Source organism: Actinopolymorpha sp. B17G11 (genome assembly GCF_040196095.1).
Classification (GTDB): Bacteria; Actinomycetota; Actinomycetes; order Propionibacteriales; family Actinopolymorphaceae; genus Thermasporomyces.
On the sequence record NZ_JBEFTW010000037.1, the window covers coordinates 19,014 to 37,328 of the forward strand.

Genomic DNA, 18,315 nt, shown 5'->3' on the forward strand with positions numbered 1-18,315 from the left:
CTCAGTGTCGAATCCTTCGTCTCCCCCTCGGAGACCTCCGATGCTTTCAAGGGGTCAAGCTGACGCCTGTTCCGTGGCCGGCGCGCTGCGCGACAAGCACCAATGAGGGAACCCCGGCCACACTCTCGGGGAGCCGCAGTTCAGCCACCGGATCGAGGCCCGCCGCAGCCAAGAGGGCCCATAGATCGTCGGGCTGCCAGAGGTGAGTAGTCCACGCAACCGGAACCGCGCCGTACGCCTCGGTTCGCTCGATATCGCCGTCACCCATGTGGGTACCGATGATGAGGTGCCCGCCCGGAACCAAGGCTCGGGCGAAGGACCTCAGTACCAGGGGAAGAATGTGCCGGGGCAGGTTGAACAGTGACCACCACCCGAGAATCCCTCCGAGCGACGAGTCGACCAGATTCAGGTCAGTTGCCGAGGCAACGTCAAACCGCTGGTTGGGGTGTAACCGCCGGGCGTGGTCGATCATCCGGGCCGACAGGTCAACCCCGGAGACATCGAGGCCGCGCTCCGCCAAGTAGGCGGTCACAGCTCCAGGACCGCATCCGACGTCTAGTACCGGGCCAAGACCGTGCACCGCGGCTGCGAAGCCATCGATCGCCGTCCGCAACCAGGGGTACGTCGTGATGTCACCGAGGTTCATCTCGACGTAGTTGTCTGCGACGCGGTCGTAGGAGGTCCGCACCACGTCAAGATCGGCAGGTTGCTCGATACGGGAAGCGTTCATAGTGCCGGATGTTAGTGACCACTGCAGAGCAACCGCCCTGCCCTCCACTAGGGTTACCCGCCTTCGTTCGGTCCCGTGGCCAGTCATAGCTGCACCCTCCTCATCTGGTGGCCGGGTATCCGGGCGCCGGCGGATACTGGCGGAACCGCTCGGCGTGCATGTCTTCGACGGGCTGGCGCCGCGGGCCGAGGCGAGATGTGGCGGCAGAATGCTCGGCATGTGCGGACGTTTTTCTGGTTGGCCCAAGGCAGCGTTCGACGTCCTGCTGCAGCTCGATGGTGACCCACCTGCGGACGTACGGGAGAAGTGTCGTCAACGGCGCGAGCAGTTGGTGCGGCAGCCGATGATCGCGCTGCTGCACGATGTCGCCGATGCCGACCCAGCCTACGAGGACTTCTTCGTCGAAGGTTTCCGCTCACCGGCGTACGGACGATGGCAGCACCAGTACGCGACGATCAGGATCAAACGAACTCTCGTACTCGGCCTCGCGTTCGACCTCGACGGGCTGCATGTGCGAGGCGCCTGGCGGCCCGCCGCTCCAACGGAGGTCGAGTGCTATCGGCAAGCGGTCGCTGAAGGAGTCAGCGGTGACGAACTCGTGGAGGTGATGCGAACGCTACGAGAGAAAGGATTCGAGCTCGCCGGCAACGCCCTGAAACGGATGCCCCGTGGGCATCCGTCCGACCATCCGCGCGCGGAGTGGTTGCGACATCGCTCGCTGGTTGCCACACGACCACTCGGATGTGAGGACTGGCTCCATACCCCTCACACCATCGAACGGGTACTCACAGCGTTCGAAGAGCTGGATCCGTTCACGGCCTGGTTCGCCGTGCATGCCGCCGCAGGCCTTCGGACCGACAATAGCCGCAATCTCATCGGCCCATCTGCCTGCCTCGCGTGGTGAACCGGTGTTGCTGTCCCGCGCCTGGACAGCCCGAGGGCGGCTGCACGATCCTTCGCTTCTGCTCGTACGGGCCAGCCCTCTACCCAAACCGGGCCAGGTGATCTTGTTCTTGCGCGACATCAGCCGCTGGAGGTGTCACAGCGGGCCGGGGTGTTTCGTCTCAGAGCCTTGCAGTGACAGGTCCCGGTGGTAAGGAGGTAGTGCGATGCGAGTATTCGTGGCAGGAGCTGCTGGTGCGATCGGAATGCGACTGGTACCGCAATTGGTCGCGCGTGGGCATCAGGTGACGGCGACAACTCGGAGTACCGACAAGGTAGACCGGCTGCGCGGGCTCGGCGCGGAACCCGTAGTGGTCGACGGCCTCGACGCTGCGGCGGTTGGTGAGGCTGTCGCGCTGGCCGAGCCGGACGCGATCGTGCACCAGATGACCGCTCTGGCCGGCAAGGCCAACTTGCGCAGGTTCGACACATGGTTCGCGCTCACCAACAAGTTGCGAACAACGGGCACCGAACATTTGCTCGCTGCGGCTGAGGCGGCCGGTGTCGGCCGTTTCGTCGCACAGAGTTACACCGGATGGTCGAACATTCGCTCGGGAGGTCCAGTGAAGACCGAGGACGACCCGTTCGATCCGCATCCGGCGAAGAACCAGAGGGAAACGATGGCGGGCCTTCAGTTCCTGGACCGGGTGGTTCCGGCGGCGCAGTCGCTGGAAGGAATTGTGCTGCGGTACGGCAACTTCTACGGTCCGGGAGCGTCGGAGTCGCAGGTCGAGCTGGTCCGCAGGCGGCAGTTCCCGATCATCGGTGACGGCGGCGGAGTCTGGTCGTGGACCCACCTCGACGATGCCGCGGCAGCGACGGTGGCCGCCGTAGAGCACGGTCGTCGCGGTGTCTACAACATCGTCGACGACGACCCGGCCCCGGTATCGGAGTGGCTGCCGTACCTCGCCGAGGCTATTGGTGCCAAACCACCGCTGAGAGTGCCGGTGTGGCTGGGCAGGCTGGCTGCGGGCCAGGTCGCCGTCCAGTGGATGACCCAGGGGCGGGGTTCATCGAACGAGAAGGCCAAGCGGGAGCTCGGCTGGAGGCCTGCCTGGTCGAGCTGGCGGGACGGCTTCCGCTTCGGGTTGACTGATTCCGATCGACGGTCTCCGAGCAGCAGCGCGCCGGAGGCGGCGACATGAGTAGAGCAGAACGCGACATCGGCGCCCGCTCGGCTGCGGGCGGGCGCCGACGCCGGGGCGGCGTTCGGGCCTCCGAGGGCTCCCCGCCAACTGCGGCAACTGAGACGTCGGAGGCGTTCCTGGAGCTGCGTCCGCTGATGTTCTCCATCGCGTATCGGATGCTTGCCAGTGTGAGCGAGGCCGAGGACATGGTTCAGGAAGTGTTCGTTCGCTACCAGCAGGCGCTTGGCGATGGGGTCCATGTCGTGTCGCCGAAGGCCTATCTGTCCGCGGCGATCACGCGTTTGTGCATCGACCATCTGCGGTCGGCTCCCAAGCGGCGCGAGGCTTATGTGGGTCAGTGGCTGCCCGAACCCTTACTCACCGATGTCGAGGCGGCCGATCCGGCCGCGCATGCAGAGCAGGCTGATTCGTTGTCGATGGCGTTCCTGCTCGTGCTCGAACGGCTGAACCCGATCGAACGCGCGGTGTTCCTGCTCCATGACGTGTTCGACTACGGCTATGACGAGATCGCGGAGATTGTCGGCAAGAGCGAAACCAACTGTCGCCAGTTGGCTGCCCGGGCCCGTCGTCATGTCAAGGCGGAGAAGCCGCGCTTCGAGGCCTCGCGCGAGCAACGCGAGGACCTGGCGGCTCGTTTCTTCGCCGCGCTCAGCCAGGGTGATCTGGACGGCCTGGTCGGGATGCTCGCCGACGATGTCGTCGCCTACGGCGATGGCGGTGGAAAGGCCCCGCAGTGGAGCACGCCGATCGTGGGAGCCGAGCGTGTCGCGCGCGTGTTTGTCCAGATGAGCCGAGAGCTGCGTGAGCACGAGATCACCATCGAGCCGCAGCATGTGAACGGCCAGCCCGGCGCCGTGCTGTGGACCTCGGACGGCCAGCTCATCAACGTCTTCTCCCTCGACATCGTAGACGGCGTCGTCCAGACCGTCCGGTCGGTGATCAACCCTGACAAGCTGCACCACATCGGCCCGGTCGCCGACGTGTACGCCATGCGCAGACAGCGCCGCGCCGAGCGGACGCGCGATGCCTGAGCCGGTGCCTGCGGCTGACACGAACCACTCGGCGGCGCGAGACGCGGCGCGAGACATTGGAGGGGAAGGCAGTTCCTACGGTGGACGTTGGAACACCGACCTCTCCTAACATGACGATCCGATCTTTCCAACGGAGGAACGCAATGCCTCACCAACTCGAGGGGAAAACCGCACTGGTCACTGGCGGGTCGCGGGGAATCGGCGATCGCGCTCGGGTTGGCTGCGCGGGGTGCGAGTGTGGTGGTTGGTTATCTGAAGAATTCCACCCGTGCTGAGGACGTTGTCGGTGCCATTACCGGCACCGGCGGTAGGGCCGTCGCAATCCGCGCAGAGCTGTCCCGTCCCGGCGAGGTCGCCAGACTATTCGACGAGGCCGAGCTGGCGGTCGGCACGTTGGACATCATGGTCGCCAATGCCCGCGCCCGGCTACGTGCCCCGACCTCCCGGACCAAGCCAGGACGCCGGCCAAACCCTCCGACCCTCCGAGCTGTCGAAACGGCCTGCAGGCCGATCTGATAGGTGTCATGATCACGCGGTGACGGTGACCAGGATGCGCGTGCCGAGCCGGATTGGGTCCGCGCTCGTGGTCTTGACCGTGCTCGGCGGGCTGACATGGTTGTACGTCGTTGCTGGCGAACCGGATGGCGCGAGCAGGGAAGCTGCTGCTGAGCAGCTTGGGCAGCACGAGGGCGTCGAGCTGCCACTGCCTGTCCGCCTGCCCGCCGGTTACGAGCCTCCAGACTCGTACTCGACATCGGTAAGTCCAGACGGCACCGCCTACGCGCGCAGTACGCGGTTCCACCCAAGCGGAGAGGATGCGCCTGACGGTTCGCCAGTGGTTGTGTTCTGCGCTCAAGGCGTCGACGCAACCGACCGACCTTGCGACCCGCCCCCAGGGATGCAGCACATGCAGCGTGCAGTCGGGTCAAGCCACGTGGTGATGTGGGTCGAGTACCCAAGGGCAGCCAACCTCGACCGGTGGAAGTGGATTGACCTCAGCACCGATCTTCATGAGGTGACCTGGCTGCACTAAGCCAAGGCCCAACATCGACCCGCGTACAGCAGACAAGTACAACAACACAGCCGCGCCCAACCGGTGGGAGTAAGAGGCGGCAGGCGGGAGGGCCGCACGCGTGGCACGCGACCGGTGCCCTGTGCAGTCCCCACCGGACCCGGCCCGACGCCAGCCGTGACGCCAACCGACCCGCTCAACGGCACACATCAGCCAGCCGACCATGATCATCCCAAGCGCGAACCCACTCAGCGACTCGATCTGCGCGGACCTGAAAGCGAAGGTCGACGGTTCGATCCCGTCCCTGCCCACCGCCTCTGACCTGCGGAAACGCCGCCTGAGCTACTGCGGCCTGTGTGACGTGGTCTCAGTTTTCGTCTCAAATGTATCCGCTATTCCGAGACGGTTGGCACGGTACGTACGGTGGCGGACGCCCGCGGACGGAAACGAACACGTTCCCCGGCTGAAGTCCGTCAGCTGATCGCCCCGATCAACCCCGCGTACGTCCGCAACCTCCTGCGCGCAACCACGAAGCCAACCAGCCGCACCGAACCACTGGTGCATGGCCGCCGCCAGGCGCACGTCCTCCAGCGCGACGGTCGGACAAGGGCACCGCTTACACCCGCTGCAGTTCTTTGGCCGTCAAGCGCGTGCCAAGGGACTGCCGCGGTTGCGGGCATCGAGGGCGACGGTAGCGAAGAGGCGCAGAGGCCGGAACACGGTGCACACATTTCGGAGCTGAGCTAGGGGGGCTGCTGCCGGCCGCTCGGCCTGGGTAGAGCCTCCGGATGATGCGTCTGTAGATAGCTGATCAACCGTTCACGAACGTCACAGCTCAGATCCCACGAGCTGGGAGCATCGGCGGCGGACGCGAGGATCCGGACGACCATCGTCCATGGAGTCGACTCAACTACCTGTACTACCCACTCACGGCGGTCCCAGAGCGGGGACGCCTGGATGATGCGTCGAGCCTCGGCACGCACCTCGGCGATCGGCGTCCGATAGTCCAGCTGAAGCTCTACCGTTCCGACCACCTTGGCCTCGTTGCGGGTCCAGTTCTGGAACGGCGTTGTGGTGAAGTACGCGGTCGGTAAGACCAGCCGACGCTCGTCCCAGAGTCGCACGACCACATACGTGAGCGTGAGCTCCTCGATCCGGCCCCATTCGTTCTCGACGACCACGACGTCGTCGTAGCGCAAGGCGTCGGTCATCGCGACTTGGAGCCCGGCGAAGACATTGCCGAGCGTGGCGTGCGCGGCGAATCCAGCGATCGCTCCGAGGACGCCTGCCGACGCGAGCAACGAGGCGCCCAGCGCGCGGAGTCCGGCAAATGTCATCAACATTGCGGAGAAAGCGATCACCACCACGAGCCCAGTCGTCAGGCGGCGAAGGATCGCGATCTGGGTCCGTCGGCGCCTGACCCGCCGGTTGTTGGTGACGTCCACTCGGAGCCACTGGAACGCCGCGTCCTCCACCACGAACAGCATCCGCAGGACGAGCCAAGCCGCGGCCGCGATCATCGCCAGGATCAGCGCATGCCGGAGCTGGGAGACGAGGGCTCGATCCCACCCTGTCAATGGAAGGACGACGAAGAGTCCGGTTGTCACCAAAACGGCGGTCCACGCGCGTCGGCAGGTGCGGTGCACCCGGAACAATGTCGTCGACCGGCGCCGCCGGGCTGTCCAACGCACCACGATGGCCGACAGCCAGCCGGCGAGCAGCGTGCCGGCACACGTCACCACAACAACGAGGAACCCCTGCCAGACGTCTCGCCACATGCGTTCGGCCTCTCCGCAAGGCACATACCCACGATGGCGAGGCACCGACCTCCCCTCCCTCGAAGCCCCGGCTGTCTAATTGCCCAGACTGTGAGGCCTCGCCGAGCTGCGTGCGAAGTGCCTGACGCCGGTCTTCGAGTTTGGCGATCAGCGCTTCCTGCTCCTCGGCCGCGGTGAGTTCCGTCGCAACGTCCACCTCGTCCCGCGGTGCATCCGCGCGCTCGGCGATTTGTCGGCGGAGCTCCTGCGCCATGCGCCGAAGCTCCGCCTGTTGCTCCTCGACACGCCGCAGCTCATCGCGAACCGCGGTCTCCGACCGTTCGCTGGTCATGCGCCTGTCCTTTCTGCAGGGTGCTGCTGGTGCGGTGCTGCATGTCGATCTCGCCGCCACGCTCGTGGACATTCCTCGTCGGCATGCGTTCTTGCGGGAAGGGATCGACATACGCCGGGGCCTACGGAAGGACCGATGCGAGGTCGCGTGACACACCTGACTTGATGTCGTTCCATTCGCCTTCGGTGATGTGGTCGCGCATTGCCGCAAGGACGGTCTGCACAAGCGACTCGGCGCCGCCCTCGACCCGGAACCGGAACTCCCGTTGGACCCTTTCCAGGAACTCGTCGCGGTGCATCTTCATCGGTACCCGGCTGGGATCCCAGCCTTCGTAATAGATGCCGCGGACCAGCATCGGCAGCTGGGCGCCGAGTTGCGCAGCCTCCTCGACCGTGAGGCGGTCGCGCAGGGCATGCAGTACGGCGCGCAGGGCGGCGTAGGACATGTTCCGCCGCTCCTTGGGCCAGCCGTACGCCTGCTCGATCTCCTTCAGAATGCGATTCGTCTTGTCCGTCGTCGTGTTGAACGACGAGAAGCCTGTTTCGGCCATGGTGGCGTCCTTCCTGTCGATCAGTTGCGGCCCGAGTGAGACGGGTTGTCGGAGGGCGGCGAAATCCCTCCGACAAATGCCTCACACGGCGAATGGATAGGTTTCCGGGGCTTCCCCCGCCTCCCAGCGCGCCGTCCGTTCGATCGGTTCCACCGCGCGTGTCTCGTCGATGTGGATCACTGCGTCGAACTGGTCGGTCACCCGCGCCTGCAGGTAATGGCTCTGCCGCTCGGTCCGGGGCCGGTACACCACGCCGATCGCGCGCTCCAGCCTGGCCGAACGCAGCACCTCGGCAGCTCGGGTCGTTCGTTGCCCGACGGGGAGTATGAACTCCTTCTCCCCGACCTCGTGAAACAACTCCTCGATACTGTCGGGAAGGGCCGGCCGTACGACCTTGCGGTCGGCGGGGGCGTCCCAGTCGTTCGCCGCGGTCACGGTCCCGCCGTAGGTCGTGAACCCGATCAGGCGACAGTCAGCGGGATGGCGCTCGCGAAGGAGCTGGCCGATGGTGAGCTCGCCGCGGGCCGCAGACTCGGTCGCGCGCGCGTCACCCACGTGGGAGTTGTGCGCCCATAAGACGATCCGCGGCGACTCTCCTCGCTGCGTGCCGAGATGCTGGACGAGTGCCTCCAACGTCCGTACCATCGCGCGGTCGCGCAGATTCCACGACGACACCCGTCCGGAAAACATGCTGCGGTAGTAGTCGGCCGCCGCCCGCACGGTCCACGCGTTCTGTTCCGCGTAGAAGAAGTCGTCCTCGGCGAGTAGCCCGTCCCGGCGGGCGTAGTCCAGCGCGTGGCGACGCAGGTCGACGAGTTGCTCGACGACCTCGTCCTCACATGTCGGGCCGGCGCCGAACGCCGCGGCATAACCGTACGCCTGTCCATCCTCGCCGCTCACGTGGTCGAAACAGGCGTAGCGGACCCGAGCGCGCTGGGCGGCATCGGGGTCGACGCGTTCGAGATAGGCGATGACCTCATCGATCGACCGGTAGAGCGAGTAGAGGTCGAGGCCGTAGAAACCCACCTTGGACGGCTCGTCGCTCATTCGGTAGTTGTACTCGCGCAGCCAGCCTACGAAGTCGAGTACCACAGCATTGCGCCACATCCAGGTCGGGAAGCGCTGGAAGCCGCGCAGGCTCTCTTCGGCGCTGGCATCCACGCTTCGGGCACGCACCCATCGGTTGACCCGATAGGCGTCGGGCCAGTCTGCCTCCGCGGCGACTGCACAGAATCCCTTCTCCTCGATCAACCGCCGGGTCATATCGGCGCGGGCCCGGTAGAACTCGTGGGTCCCGTGCGAGGCCTCGCCGATCAGAACGAGGTGGGCGTCACCGATCAGGTCGAAGAGCACGTCGTCCGGTGGCACCCCATCCTCGACCGGCAAGGAGTCGGACCGGACTGCCGTCACCTCCCGCGGCCCCTGCGCACCCGGCCCCGCGCCCACGGTGGTCGACGCGGCCCGCAGGACTTCGCGGACCTCCGAGTCGGTCGTCTGGCGGAAGTCCCAGTACGACGCACCCACGGCGAAGAATGGCGTCGGGGTAGTCGCACACACAACCTCGTCGACGAGATCGGTGAGTTCCTCACAGGTCGACTTCGGTGCCGACGGGACGGCGACGACGATCCGGGCGGGGTTGAGCTGCCGCAGCGCCTGGATGGCTGCCCGCATACTTGCACCGGTCGCCAGGCCGTCGTCGACGAGAATGATGGTCTTGCCAGTAACGTCCGGCAGTGAGCGGCCTTCGCGGTACGCGACTTCGCGGCGGTGCAGCTCGCGACCTTCGCACTCGGCCACCTGTCGGACGACCTCCGGCCGGATCGCCAGTCCGCGGATGACGTCATCGTTGAGCACGACAACGCCACCGCTCGCGATGGCCCCCATCGCGATCTCCTCGTGTCCAGGAACCCCAAGCTTGCGTACGACGAACACGTCAAGCGGAGCGCCGAGCGCGGTGGCGATTTCATCCGCCACCGGGACGCCTCCTCGCGGCAGGCCGAGCACCATCACACCCGGACGGTTGCGGTAGTGGTCAAGGCGTGCCGCAAGGGCGCGACCGGCATCCCGTCGGTCTCGGAAGAGACGATCAGGCATGGCTACCTCCCGTTGTCTGTGAAGGTTCGTCCGGGACGCTTGGACCGCCCCACCCAAGCTGCTCGTGCACGAACCGGACTGCCATCGCCCCTTCACCGACCGCGGCAGCCACGCGCTTGATGGATCCGCTGCGTACGTCGCCGGCGGCGAACACTCCGGGTCGGCTGGTCTCGAGGAGGAACGGCGACCGGCCGGTCTGGTCCACAAAGCTCCTGCTGGCCGGGCTCTCAGCGCCGGTGACGATGAAGCCATGGCTATCCAGGGCGACCTGGTCTGTCAGCCATCCCGTATGGGGTGCCGCGCCAATGAAGACGAAGAGAGCGCGCACGTCGAGGCACTGGCGTTCACCCGACTTCACGTGCTCGACGAGGATCGCTTCGAGTGTGCGATCACCGATCAGTTCGCGTACCTCAGTGCGGAGATGCGTCTCGATCGATGGGGTGCGTTCGATCCGGTCTGCGAGGTAGCGGGACATGTGCGCCACCAGGCTTCCACCCCGGATGATCAGGTGGACGCATCGAGCAGTGTCAGCAAGGAGAAGGGCGGCTTGGGCGGCGGAGTTGCCACCGCCCACGACGGCTACCGGGTCGTTGCGGCACCAGTGGGCCTCTTGTTGGGTCGCAGCGTAGTAGATGCCGGTCCCCTCGAACTCCTCGATCCGGGGGAGGCCAAGTGTGCGGTAGCGCGCGCCGGTGGCGATGAGGACGGTCCGCGCAGTGATGGAGCTACCATCTTCGAGCCGAACGGTGTGGTGCCCCGGATGGCCTTCCAGGGCTGTGGCCCCGGCGGGAATCCGCAGAGCGGTTCCGAACTTCCGTGCCTGGATGATGGCGCGCTCGGCAAGGTCGGAACCGGAGATACCAGACGGGAAGCCAAGATAGTTCTCGATCCTCGGTGATGTGCCGGCCTGCCCGCCCGTCGCAACAGCGTCGAGAAGGTCGGTGGCGATACCTTCGGACGACGCATAGACCGCCGCCGCCAGACCGGCGGGACCGGCTCCGATGATGACGAAGTCGCTGAGCGAGCCACCGTGACCGACCGCACGAACGCCGATGAGCCGAGCCAGCGCCGCGTCGTCGGGGTTGCGCATGACCTCACGGCCACGCCAGATGACGACCGGCGTCTCGCTGGGCGCGACGCCGAGCCGGCGTAGCATCGTCTCGGCTTCTGGATCTCTTTCCAGGTCGACGAATCGGTGCGGCAGGCGGTTACGGACGGCGAAGTCTCGAAGCCGGCGGGTGTCCGGAGAGAAGCAGGAGCCGACGATCCGGAAGCCCGCGCCGCGGCCGATCAACATGGACCTGCGGAGAAGAAAAGCTCGCAGTAGAAGGTCCCCGAGGGCGAGGTCAGCGGAGACGACCTCCCGCAGGTGATCCACCGGAACAGCAAGGATCTCCCCCGACTCCACCACCACAGCGGTGAAGAACGCTGGCTGTCCGGTCAATACGCTCAACTCGCCGACGAAGCGGCCTGGCCCGTGCACACTGATCACGTGCTGGTCCACGCCGTAGTCCTCGACATTGGCGACCATTCCCGTCAGGACGACGAAGAAGTCGTAACCCTCATCACCCTCGCGGAAGAGCACGTCACCAGTCGCGACCCGACGCCGCTGCCCGCCCCCAGCCAGGGCGTCGATCTGCGGCTGCGACAGGCGCGGGTAGGCGCCATAGAAGTCGGGCGTCTCCCGGTGCGTGCGTGGATCGGTCATCAAGGACCCCTTCGGCAGGGGGCTAGTGCGTACGCCGACCGGCGCCAGTAGCCGCGGATTCAGGCACTTTTCTTAGTCCGTCCTCCACCCAGCGGCGAAGCGTTGTGGCCGGCGCGGCGCCGGTCTGGGTGGCGATCACCTTGCTCCCCTTCATGAGGAGCAGCATGGGGACGGCCCTGACCGTGAAGCGTTCGGAGACGCCGGGAGCCTGGTCGACATCGATCTTGACGAGCTTCACTCGTCCCGCAAGGTCTTTGGCGATCTGTTCCAGGACAGGGCTGACCGTGCGGCACGGTGCGCACCAGGAAGCCCACAGGTCTACGACCACGGGCACATGCGCTGCCTCGACCGCATCGTCGAACGTCTCGTCGTCGGCATCGGCGATCCAGGGCAACGGGCGTCGGCAGTTTCCGCAACGGGGTAGGCCCGTGGCGACCGCCGGGACGCGGTTACGCCGGCCACAGTGCTCGCACGCGACAATAGTTGCGTGGCTGTCTGCGGGCATCGTTCTCACCTCCTCAGGCCGCGTGCGCTGCGACCTGGGGGTTCTCGTACGTGACTGTTATCTCATCAGCCCGGACATCCACGCGGACGGTCGCGCCATCCTGCACGTCGCCAGACAGCATGGCCCGACCGACCCTGGTCTCGACCTCCCGCGCGATGAACCGACGCAGCGGCCGTGCGCCGAAGGTGGGGTCGTAGCCGCTGCGCGCGATGAACCGGCGCGCCTCCTCGGTGACGTCGAGAGTGATCCTGCGTTCGCCGAGCCGGTCGCGGAGCTGGTCGAACATCAGGTCGACGATCTTCTCGATCTCCTGCTGTGTCAGCGGCTTGAAGAGCACGATCTCGTCGATCCGGTTTAAGAACTCCGGCCGGAAATGTGTCCGGAGCTGTGTGGTGACCATGTCCCGTGCCTGCGTGCTGATCTCTCCGCCGGAAATCGTGCTCTCGGTGAGATACTCAGAACCGACGTTGGACGTCATGATGATGACGGTGTTACGGAAATCCACCGTGCGGCCCTGAGCGTCGGTGAGCCGGCCGTCGTCCAGCACCTGGAGCAAAGCGTTGAAGACGTCGGCATGCGCCTTCTCGATCTCGTCGAACAACACGACGGAGTACGGCTTGCGGCGCACGGCCTCGGTGAGTTGGCCACCCTCCTCGTAGCCGACGTATCCGGGTGGCGCGCCGACCAGCCGGCTCACGGTGTGACGTTCCTGATACTCGCTCATGTCAACACGCACCATGTTGTCCTCGGTGTCGAACAGTGCCGCAGCAAGCGACTTGGCGAGCTCGGTCTTTCCCACGCCGGTGGGGCCCAGGAAGATGAACGACCCGATTGGGCGCCGCGGGTCCTTGATCCCCGACCGTGCGCGGATGATCGCGTCGGCCACCAGTTGGACGGCCTCGTCCTGACCCACGACGCGCTGGTGCAGGATCTCGTCGAGCCGTAACAGCTTCTCGCGCTCGCCCTCCTTCAGTCGAGTCACTGGAATGCCTGTCCACCGCGAGACGATGGACGCGATCTCATCCTCCGTCACCACCTCGCGCAGCAGTCGCTGGCCGTGCTGCTTGGCCGCCAGCTGCTCCTCCTCGGCGTGCAGCCGGCGTTCGAGTTCGGCGAGCCGGCCGTAGCGGAGCTCTGCGGCCCGGTTGAGGTTGTAGTCGCGCTCGGCTTGCTCTGCCTCCAGGCGTACCTGCTCCATCTCCTGCCGAAGTTCCTGCACCCGGCGCAAGGCGTAGCGTTCCGCCTCCCACTGGGCCCGCATGGAGTCGGCCTCGGCGCGCAAGTCGGCGAGTTCCTTACGCAACTCGTCAAGGCGGACTTGACTGGCCGGGTCGGTCTCCTTGGCGAGCGCAGCCTCCTCGATCTCCAGCCGGGTCACCCGGCGGGTGAGCTCGTCGAGCTCGGCCGGCATCGAGTCGATCTCCGTCCGCAGCATTGCGCACGCCTCGTCTACCAGGTCGATCGCCTTGTCGGGCAGGAACCGGTCGGCGATGTAACGGTGGCTCAGCACGACCGCCGCGACGAGGGCGCTGTCCTGGATCTTCACCCCATGGAAGACCTCCAGCCGTTCGCGAAGGCCACGCAGGATCGAGACGGTGTCCTCGACCGACGGCTCGTTGACGAGCACCGGCTGAAGCCTGCGCTCCAGGGCGGCATCCTTCTCGATGTGCCGGCGGTACTCGTTGAGGGTGGTCGCGCCCACCATGTGGAGTTCGCCACGGGCGAGCATCGGCTTGAGCATGTTGCCGGCGTCCATCGCACCTTCGGCCGCGCCCGCACCGACCACGGTATGCACCTCGTCGACGAAGAGGAGGATCCTGCCAGTGGACGCCTTGACCTCGGCAAGCACCGCCTTCAGGCGTTCCTCGAACTCACCGCGGTACTTCGCCCCGGCCACCAACGAGCTCATGTCGAGGGCGAAGATCGTCTTGTCCCGCAGCCCTTCCGGGACATCGCCGTGGTTGATCCGTTGCGCGAGCCCTTCCACGATGGCGGTCTTGCCCGTACCCGGATCGCCGACCAGGACCGGGTTGTTCTTCGTCTTCCGCGACAGGATCTGGATCACCCGACGGATCTCCGCGTCCCGGCCGATCACCGGGTCGAGCCTGCCGGCCGCCGCGTCGGCCACCAGGTCGCGACCGTACTTCTCCAGGGCTTCGTACGCCTGCTCGGGGCTCGCCGACGTCACCCGCTGGCTGCCGCGGACCGTCGTGAGCGCGGACAGGAACCTGTCCCTGCTGAGTCCCTGGTTGTGCATCAGCCGGCCGGCCGCCGTCGCCGTTCCCTCGTCGATGAACGCGATGACGAGGTGCTCGACCGAAACGTACTCGTCCTTGAGGCGGTGTGCTTCCCGGTCGGCCGCCTCGAGCAGCCGGCCGAGGCGTTGGGTGAGGAAGACCTGTCCCGGTTGGGCGCTCGGCCCGGTCGTGCGAGGGCGCCGGCCGAGTTCTGCCTCCACGTCCGACCGCAGCGCCTCCGGGTCCGCGTCGGCCTGGCGGAGCAGTCGCGGTACGAGTCCGTCGGGCTGATCCAGCAGCGCCAGGAGCAGGTGCTCGCCGTCGACCTCGGTATGGCCGAGGCGGAGCGCCGCCGTCTGCGCGTCGTGCAGGGCTTCCTGGGACTTCTGCGTCAGTCGGTTCGGATCCATGAGCGGCCTCCGGTTGGTCTGTGTTGGGGCGGTCGGGATGTCATCGCCAGCTCCGCCTCCAGTTCGGCGATGCGGTCCAGCAGGTCCAGGACCAGGCCGATGGCGGCGTAGTTGAGGCAGGCGCGGGCGTGCAACCGCTTGATCCGACCAAGCCGCGCCACCTGGGCGCGGGTCAGCACCAGCCGGCCGTCCGGTCCCGTCGTGGCCTCGAGCAGGCCGAGCCGTACCATCCGGCCGACCAGCTCGGGATGGACGCCGCATTCGCGAGCGAACGCATCAAGATCGAGCAGCGGTCTGCGGTCGGGTCTCGTGGCCGTCCGCGTCGTGACCTGGGTGATCCGGACGAGCGCAGAGGTCACCGTCGTCGCCTCCTCGAGTCGGATCCGTCGCGTGGGTTGAACGAGGACGAAGCGGCCAACTCCTCGAAGAGCCGCCGCTCCTCGGCCGTGAGCCGGGGCGGCACCATCACACGCGCCTCGGCGTACAGGTCGCCGGGCCGGCCGCTCGGGTTCGGCAGTCCACGTCCGCGCAGGCGGAGCTTGCGGCCGCTGGACGTGCCGGCCGGGATCGTCACCTTCGCTTCTCCGCCCGGCGTGTCCAGGGCGACGGTCGCCCCCAGTGCCGCTTCCCAGGGCGCGAGTCTCAGGTCGACGTAGAGGTCGCGGCCCTCCACCCGGTACCGCCGATCTGGGGCCAGCCTTACAACGAAGTACAGGTCACCGGGCGGTGCGCCCGTACTGCCCTGGCCGCCCTGACCCGCGACCCGGATCCGCTGGCCGTTGGTCACCCCGGGCGGAATGCGTACATCGACCCGGCGGGTGCCACCTGGACCGGCCAGCGTGACGGTGCGGCGGCCGCCGTGGTACGCCTCGTCGACGCTGACGTCGAGCGGGGCTTCCTGATCGGCGCCAGGGATCGGTCCCCAACCGCGGCCGGCAGCCCCACCGAAGATCCCGCCGAACAGTTCGTCCAGGTCGATGTCCATGCCCTCCTGTCCGCCGAAACGGACCCCCTCGGCCCCTCTCCGGCTGCCAGCGCCGGCACGGGCTCGCCCGGCTGCCTGGGCGCGCGCCCACGTCTCCGGGTCGATGCCCTCGGGAACCTGGCGGAAGTCGGGCCCGAACGCGTCGTAGCGCCGGCGCAGGTCCGGATCGGACAGGACGTCGTACGCCTCGGAGATATCCTTGAACCGCTCCTCGGCCTCGGGATCCTTGTTGACATCCGGGTGATGGGCACGGGCCAGCTTGCGGTATGCCCGCTGGATCTCCTCCTGGCTCGCGGTCCTGGGCACCCCGAGCACCTCGTAGAAGTCCCGCCGCGCCATGAGGACCTCTAACCCGCGTCTTTCGGCCGGGACATGCCGCCGGCGGTGCCATCGTCCGCGGCTGTCGCCACCACCACCGCAGCCGGCCGCAGCTGCCGCTCATCCTCGCCATATCCAGGAAGGACGACACCGACCACGGCGCCTTCCGGCACATCGTTGCGCGGCGTGGTCGCCACCGCCTCGTGCCGCCTCGGATCGAACCGCTCCCCCATCTCGGGCTCCTGACGCGGGAAGCCGAGACTTGCGAGAAGTGCCACGGCCTGGTCTCGCACCGCGCGGACCCCCTCCAGGAGAGGATGTTGGCCGCCGCCTGGGCGCTCGAGATCACCCGCGTGCTCGAGGGCGCGGTCGAGGTTGTCGAGGACGTGCAGCCACTGGGCCGCCACCTGGGTCCGTTCGTCGGTGCGTGCCTGGACGAGCTCACGCGTGGTCCGCTTACGTACGTTGTCGAGATCAGCGAGGGCGCGCCGCCACTGGTCTTCGAGAAACGCCACGCGCTCCTCCAGCTCCGCGGTCCTGACAGCAGCGGTGTCGTCGTCCGCCATCGCCGCGCCAGCCTCCGTCGCCGTGGCGTCCGGTCGCGCAGGGTCTGCCATGGTGATCAGTCCGTCGTGAACTCGGCGTCGATCACGTCATGGTCCCCGCCACCCGATTCCCCTGCGCCCGAGTCCCCACCACGCCCACCGGCGCCCGGACCGCCGGGGCGGGAAGCACCGGAAGCGGCGGCACTCATGCCGTGGAACACCTGCTGCAGATCACCGGTCAACGACCGCAGCCGGTCGAGCGGCACGCTCTGGTCCTTGACCGCCTGCCGGGCGTCGGCGACGAGCATCTGGGCGCGAGCCCGCTCGTGTTCCGGCGTGGCGTCACCGACCTCGTCGAGGAGGCGTTCGACCTGGTAGGCGATCGTGTCGAGCTCGTTGCGGGCGTCGACCGTCTCCCGGAGCCGCGTGTCCTCGGACCGGTGCTGCTCGGCCTCCTGCACCATGCGTTCGACCTCGCTCCGGTCGAGGTTGGAGCTCTCTGTGATGGTGATCCGCTGCTCCGCGCCGGTGTCCTTGTCGCGCGCCGTGACGTTGAGGATGCCGTTGGCGTCGATGTCGAAGGTGACCTCGATCTGTGGTTCGCCACGTGGCGCCGGCCGGATGTTCTCCAATCTGAACCTGCCGAGGACGCGGTTGTCGGCCGCGCGTTCGCGCTCGCCCTGCAGGATCACGATGTCGACGGCGGACTGGTCGTCGTCCGCGGTACTGAACGTCTCGGTCCGCCGGGCGGGAATCGTCGTGTTGCGCTCGATGACCTTCGTCATCACGCCACCGAGCGTCTCGACGCCCAATGACAAGGGCGTGACGTCGAGCAGCAGGACGTCTCGCACCTCGCCCTTGAGCACCCCTGCCTGGATCGCCGCGCCCAGTGCCACGACTTCGTCGGGGTTGACGGTCATGTTCGGGTCCTTGCCGCCGGTCAACCGCCGGACCAGAGCCTGTACAGCCGGGATCCGGGTGGCGCCCCCGACGAGGATCACTTCGTCGATGTCGTCGGCGGTGACCTTGGCGTCCTCCATCGCCTGCCGGACCGGATGGGTGCACCGCTCCACGAGGTCGTGGGTAAGCTCCTCGAACGACGACCGCCTGATCGTCGTGTTCAGATGCCTGGGGCCGCTGGCGTCGGCGGTGATGAACGGCAGGCTGACCGTGGTCTGGGTGACCGACGAGAGTTCGACCTTCGCCTTCTCCGCGGCCTCGAACAGCCGCTGCAACGCCTGCGGGTCACGCCGGAGGTCGATGCCGTCGGTCCGCTGGAACTCCTCGGCCAGGTGGTCGACTAGCCGCCGGTCGAAATCATCACCACCGAGGTGTGAGTCGCCGGAGGTCGCGCGGACCTCCACGACACCGTCGCCGACGTCGAGGAGACTCACGTCGAAGGTGCCGCCGCCGAGGTCGAACACCAGGACCGTCTCATGTTCGCGTTTGTCCAGTCCGTACGCGAGCGCCGCCGCGGTCGGCTCGTTGATGATCCGGAGCACCTCGAGGCCGGCGATACGGCCCGCGTCCTTCGTGGCCTGGCGTTGCGCATCGTTGAAGTACGCCGGAACGGTGATGACCGCCTCTCGTACCCGTTCACCGAGATACTTCGACGCGTCCTCGGCGAGCTTGCGCAGGACCAGGGCGGAAATCTCCTCCGGAGAATAGAGCTTGTCGCGAATCTTGAAACGAGCCGTGCCGTCCGGACCTTCGGCCACGTCGAATGACACGGCGTGCGCCTCACTTTCGACCTCCTCGAACCGCCGGCCAACGAATCGCTTGGCCGAATAGACGGTGCCCTTGGGGTTGAGAATCGCCTGCCGGCGCGCGAGTTGGCCAACGAGTCGTTCTCCCTGTTCGGTGAACCCCACGACCGACGGGGTCGTTCGCGATCCCTCCGCATTCGGGATCACCGAGGGTTTTCCGCTCTCCATCGCGGCAATCACTGAGTTCGTCGTACCAAGATCGATGCCTACTGCGGTGGCCATGTC

General features: G+C 66.9%; 16 protein-coding genes. 5 read left to right on the forward strand and 11 right to left on the reverse strand.

The annotated features are described in order from the left end of the window. Window positions 1-46 precede the first annotated feature (46 nt). A complete protein-coding gene (locus ABN028_RS28615; protein ID WP_349331800.1) occupies window positions 47-817 on the reverse strand; it encodes a class I SAM-dependent methyltransferase in 771 nt (256 codons plus the stop codon). 130 nt (window positions 818-947) lie between these two features. Between ABN028_RS28615 and ABN028_RS28620 the strand changes: the two genes are divergently transcribed. The 5 genes from ABN028_RS28620 (at window position 948) to ABN028_RS28635 (ending at window position 4,884) form a co-directional block, all read left to right on the forward strand. Beyond that, window positions 948-1,634 carry a DUF2461 family protein gene (locus ABN028_RS28620; RefSeq protein WP_349331801.1) on the forward strand — a complete coding sequence of 229 codons (687 nt, stop codon included), beginning with the start codon at window positions 948-950 and terminating at the stop codon, window positions 1,632-1,634. A gap of 205 nt (window positions 1,635-1,839) precedes the next feature. Continuing rightward, window positions 1,840-2,817: an NAD-dependent epimerase/dehydratase family protein gene (locus tag ABN028_RS28625; RefSeq protein WP_349331802.1), complete on the forward strand. Its 978-nt coding sequence runs from the start codon at window positions 1,840-1,842 to the stop codon at window positions 2,815-2,817. Beyond that, window positions 2,814-3,851: an RNA polymerase sigma-70 factor gene (locus tag ABN028_RS28630; RefSeq protein ID WP_349698768.1), complete on the forward strand. Its 1,038-nt coding sequence runs from the start codon at window positions 2,814-2,816 to the stop codon at window positions 3,849-3,851. Before ABN028_RS28625 ends, ABN028_RS28630 begins: the two co-directional genes overlap by 4 nt. A 204-nt stretch (window positions 3,852-4,055) precedes the next feature. Further along, a complete protein-coding gene (locus ABN028_RS35525; protein ID WP_502879221.1) occupies window positions 4,056-4,367 on the forward strand; it encodes an SDR family NAD(P)-dependent oxidoreductase in 312 nt (103 codons plus the stop codon). 391 nt (window positions 4,368-4,758) lie between these two features. Beyond that, window positions 4,759-4,884, forward strand: coding sequence for a hypothetical protein (locus tag ABN028_RS28635; protein WP_349331804.1), 126 nt, complete (start codon window positions 4,759-4,761; stop codon window positions 4,882-4,884). Window positions 4,885-5,606: 722 nt separating this feature from the next. On the opposite strand, the gene ABN028_RS28640 is transcribed toward ABN028_RS28635, so the two are convergent. From ABN028_RS28640 to dnaK, 10 genes are all read right to left on the reverse strand, one after another. Then, the gene (locus ABN028_RS28640) at window positions 5,607-6,665 is read right to left on the reverse strand and encodes a mechanosensitive ion channel family protein (protein WP_349698769.1); all 1,059 of its coding nucleotides are present in this window, start codon (window positions 6,663-6,665) and stop codon (window positions 5,607-5,609) included. A 428-nt stretch (window positions 6,666-7,093) separates the two neighbouring features. Beyond that, window positions 7,094-7,522, reverse strand: coding sequence for a DUF2267 domain-containing protein (locus ABN028_RS28645; RefSeq protein ID WP_349331807.1), 429 nt, complete (start codon window positions 7,520-7,522; stop codon window positions 7,094-7,096). An 81-nt stretch (window positions 7,523-7,603) separates the two neighbouring features. Continuing rightward, complete coding sequence (locus ABN028_RS28650) at window positions 7,604-9,616, reverse strand: erythromycin esterase family protein (RefSeq protein WP_349698770.1); 2,013 nt, start codon at window positions 9,614-9,616, stop codon at window positions 7,604-7,606. Continuing rightward, window positions 9,609-11,324 (reverse strand): FAD-dependent oxidoreductase, encoded by a 1,716-nt coding sequence (locus ABN028_RS28655; RefSeq protein WP_349331809.1) that lies wholly within the window; start codon window positions 11,322-11,324, stop codon window positions 9,609-9,611. The genes ABN028_RS28650 and ABN028_RS28655 overlap by 8 nt, the downstream gene beginning before the upstream one ends. Before the next feature lie 22 nt (window positions 11,325-11,346). Then, complete coding sequence (gene trxA / locus ABN028_RS28660; RefSeq protein WP_349331810.1) at window positions 11,347-11,829, reverse strand: thioredoxin; 483 nt, start codon at window positions 11,827-11,829, stop codon at window positions 11,347-11,349. Between the two features lie 13 nt (window positions 11,830-11,842). Next, the gene (gene clpB, locus ABN028_RS28665) at window positions 11,843-14,476 is read right to left on the reverse strand and encodes an ATP-dependent chaperone ClpB (RefSeq protein ID WP_349331811.1); all 2,634 of its coding nucleotides are present in this window, start codon (window positions 14,474-14,476) and stop codon (window positions 11,843-11,845) included. Beyond that, the gene (locus tag ABN028_RS28670; protein WP_349331812.1) at window positions 14,458-14,835 is read right to left on the reverse strand and encodes a chaperone modulator CbpM; all 378 of its coding nucleotides are present in this window, start codon (window positions 14,833-14,835) and stop codon (window positions 14,458-14,460) included. The genes clpB and ABN028_RS28670 overlap by 19 nt, the downstream gene beginning before the upstream one ends. Continuing rightward, window positions 14,832-15,800: a DnaJ C-terminal domain-containing protein gene (locus tag ABN028_RS28675; RefSeq protein ID WP_349698771.1), complete on the reverse strand. Its 969-nt coding sequence runs from the start codon at window positions 15,798-15,800 to the stop codon at window positions 14,832-14,834. Before ABN028_RS28675 ends, ABN028_RS28670 begins: the two co-directional genes overlap by 4 nt. Before the next feature lie 8 nt (window positions 15,801-15,808). Further along, a complete protein-coding gene (locus ABN028_RS28680; protein ID WP_349698772.1) occupies window positions 15,809-16,396 on the reverse strand; it encodes a nucleotide exchange factor GrpE in 588 nt (195 codons plus the stop codon). 5 nt (window positions 16,397-16,401) lie between these two features. After that, complete coding sequence (gene dnaK / locus ABN028_RS28685) at window positions 16,402-18,312, reverse strand: molecular chaperone DnaK (RefSeq protein WP_349331815.1); 1,911 nt, start codon at window positions 18,310-18,312, stop codon at window positions 16,402-16,404. Window positions 18,313-18,315: the final 3 nt, after the last annotated feature.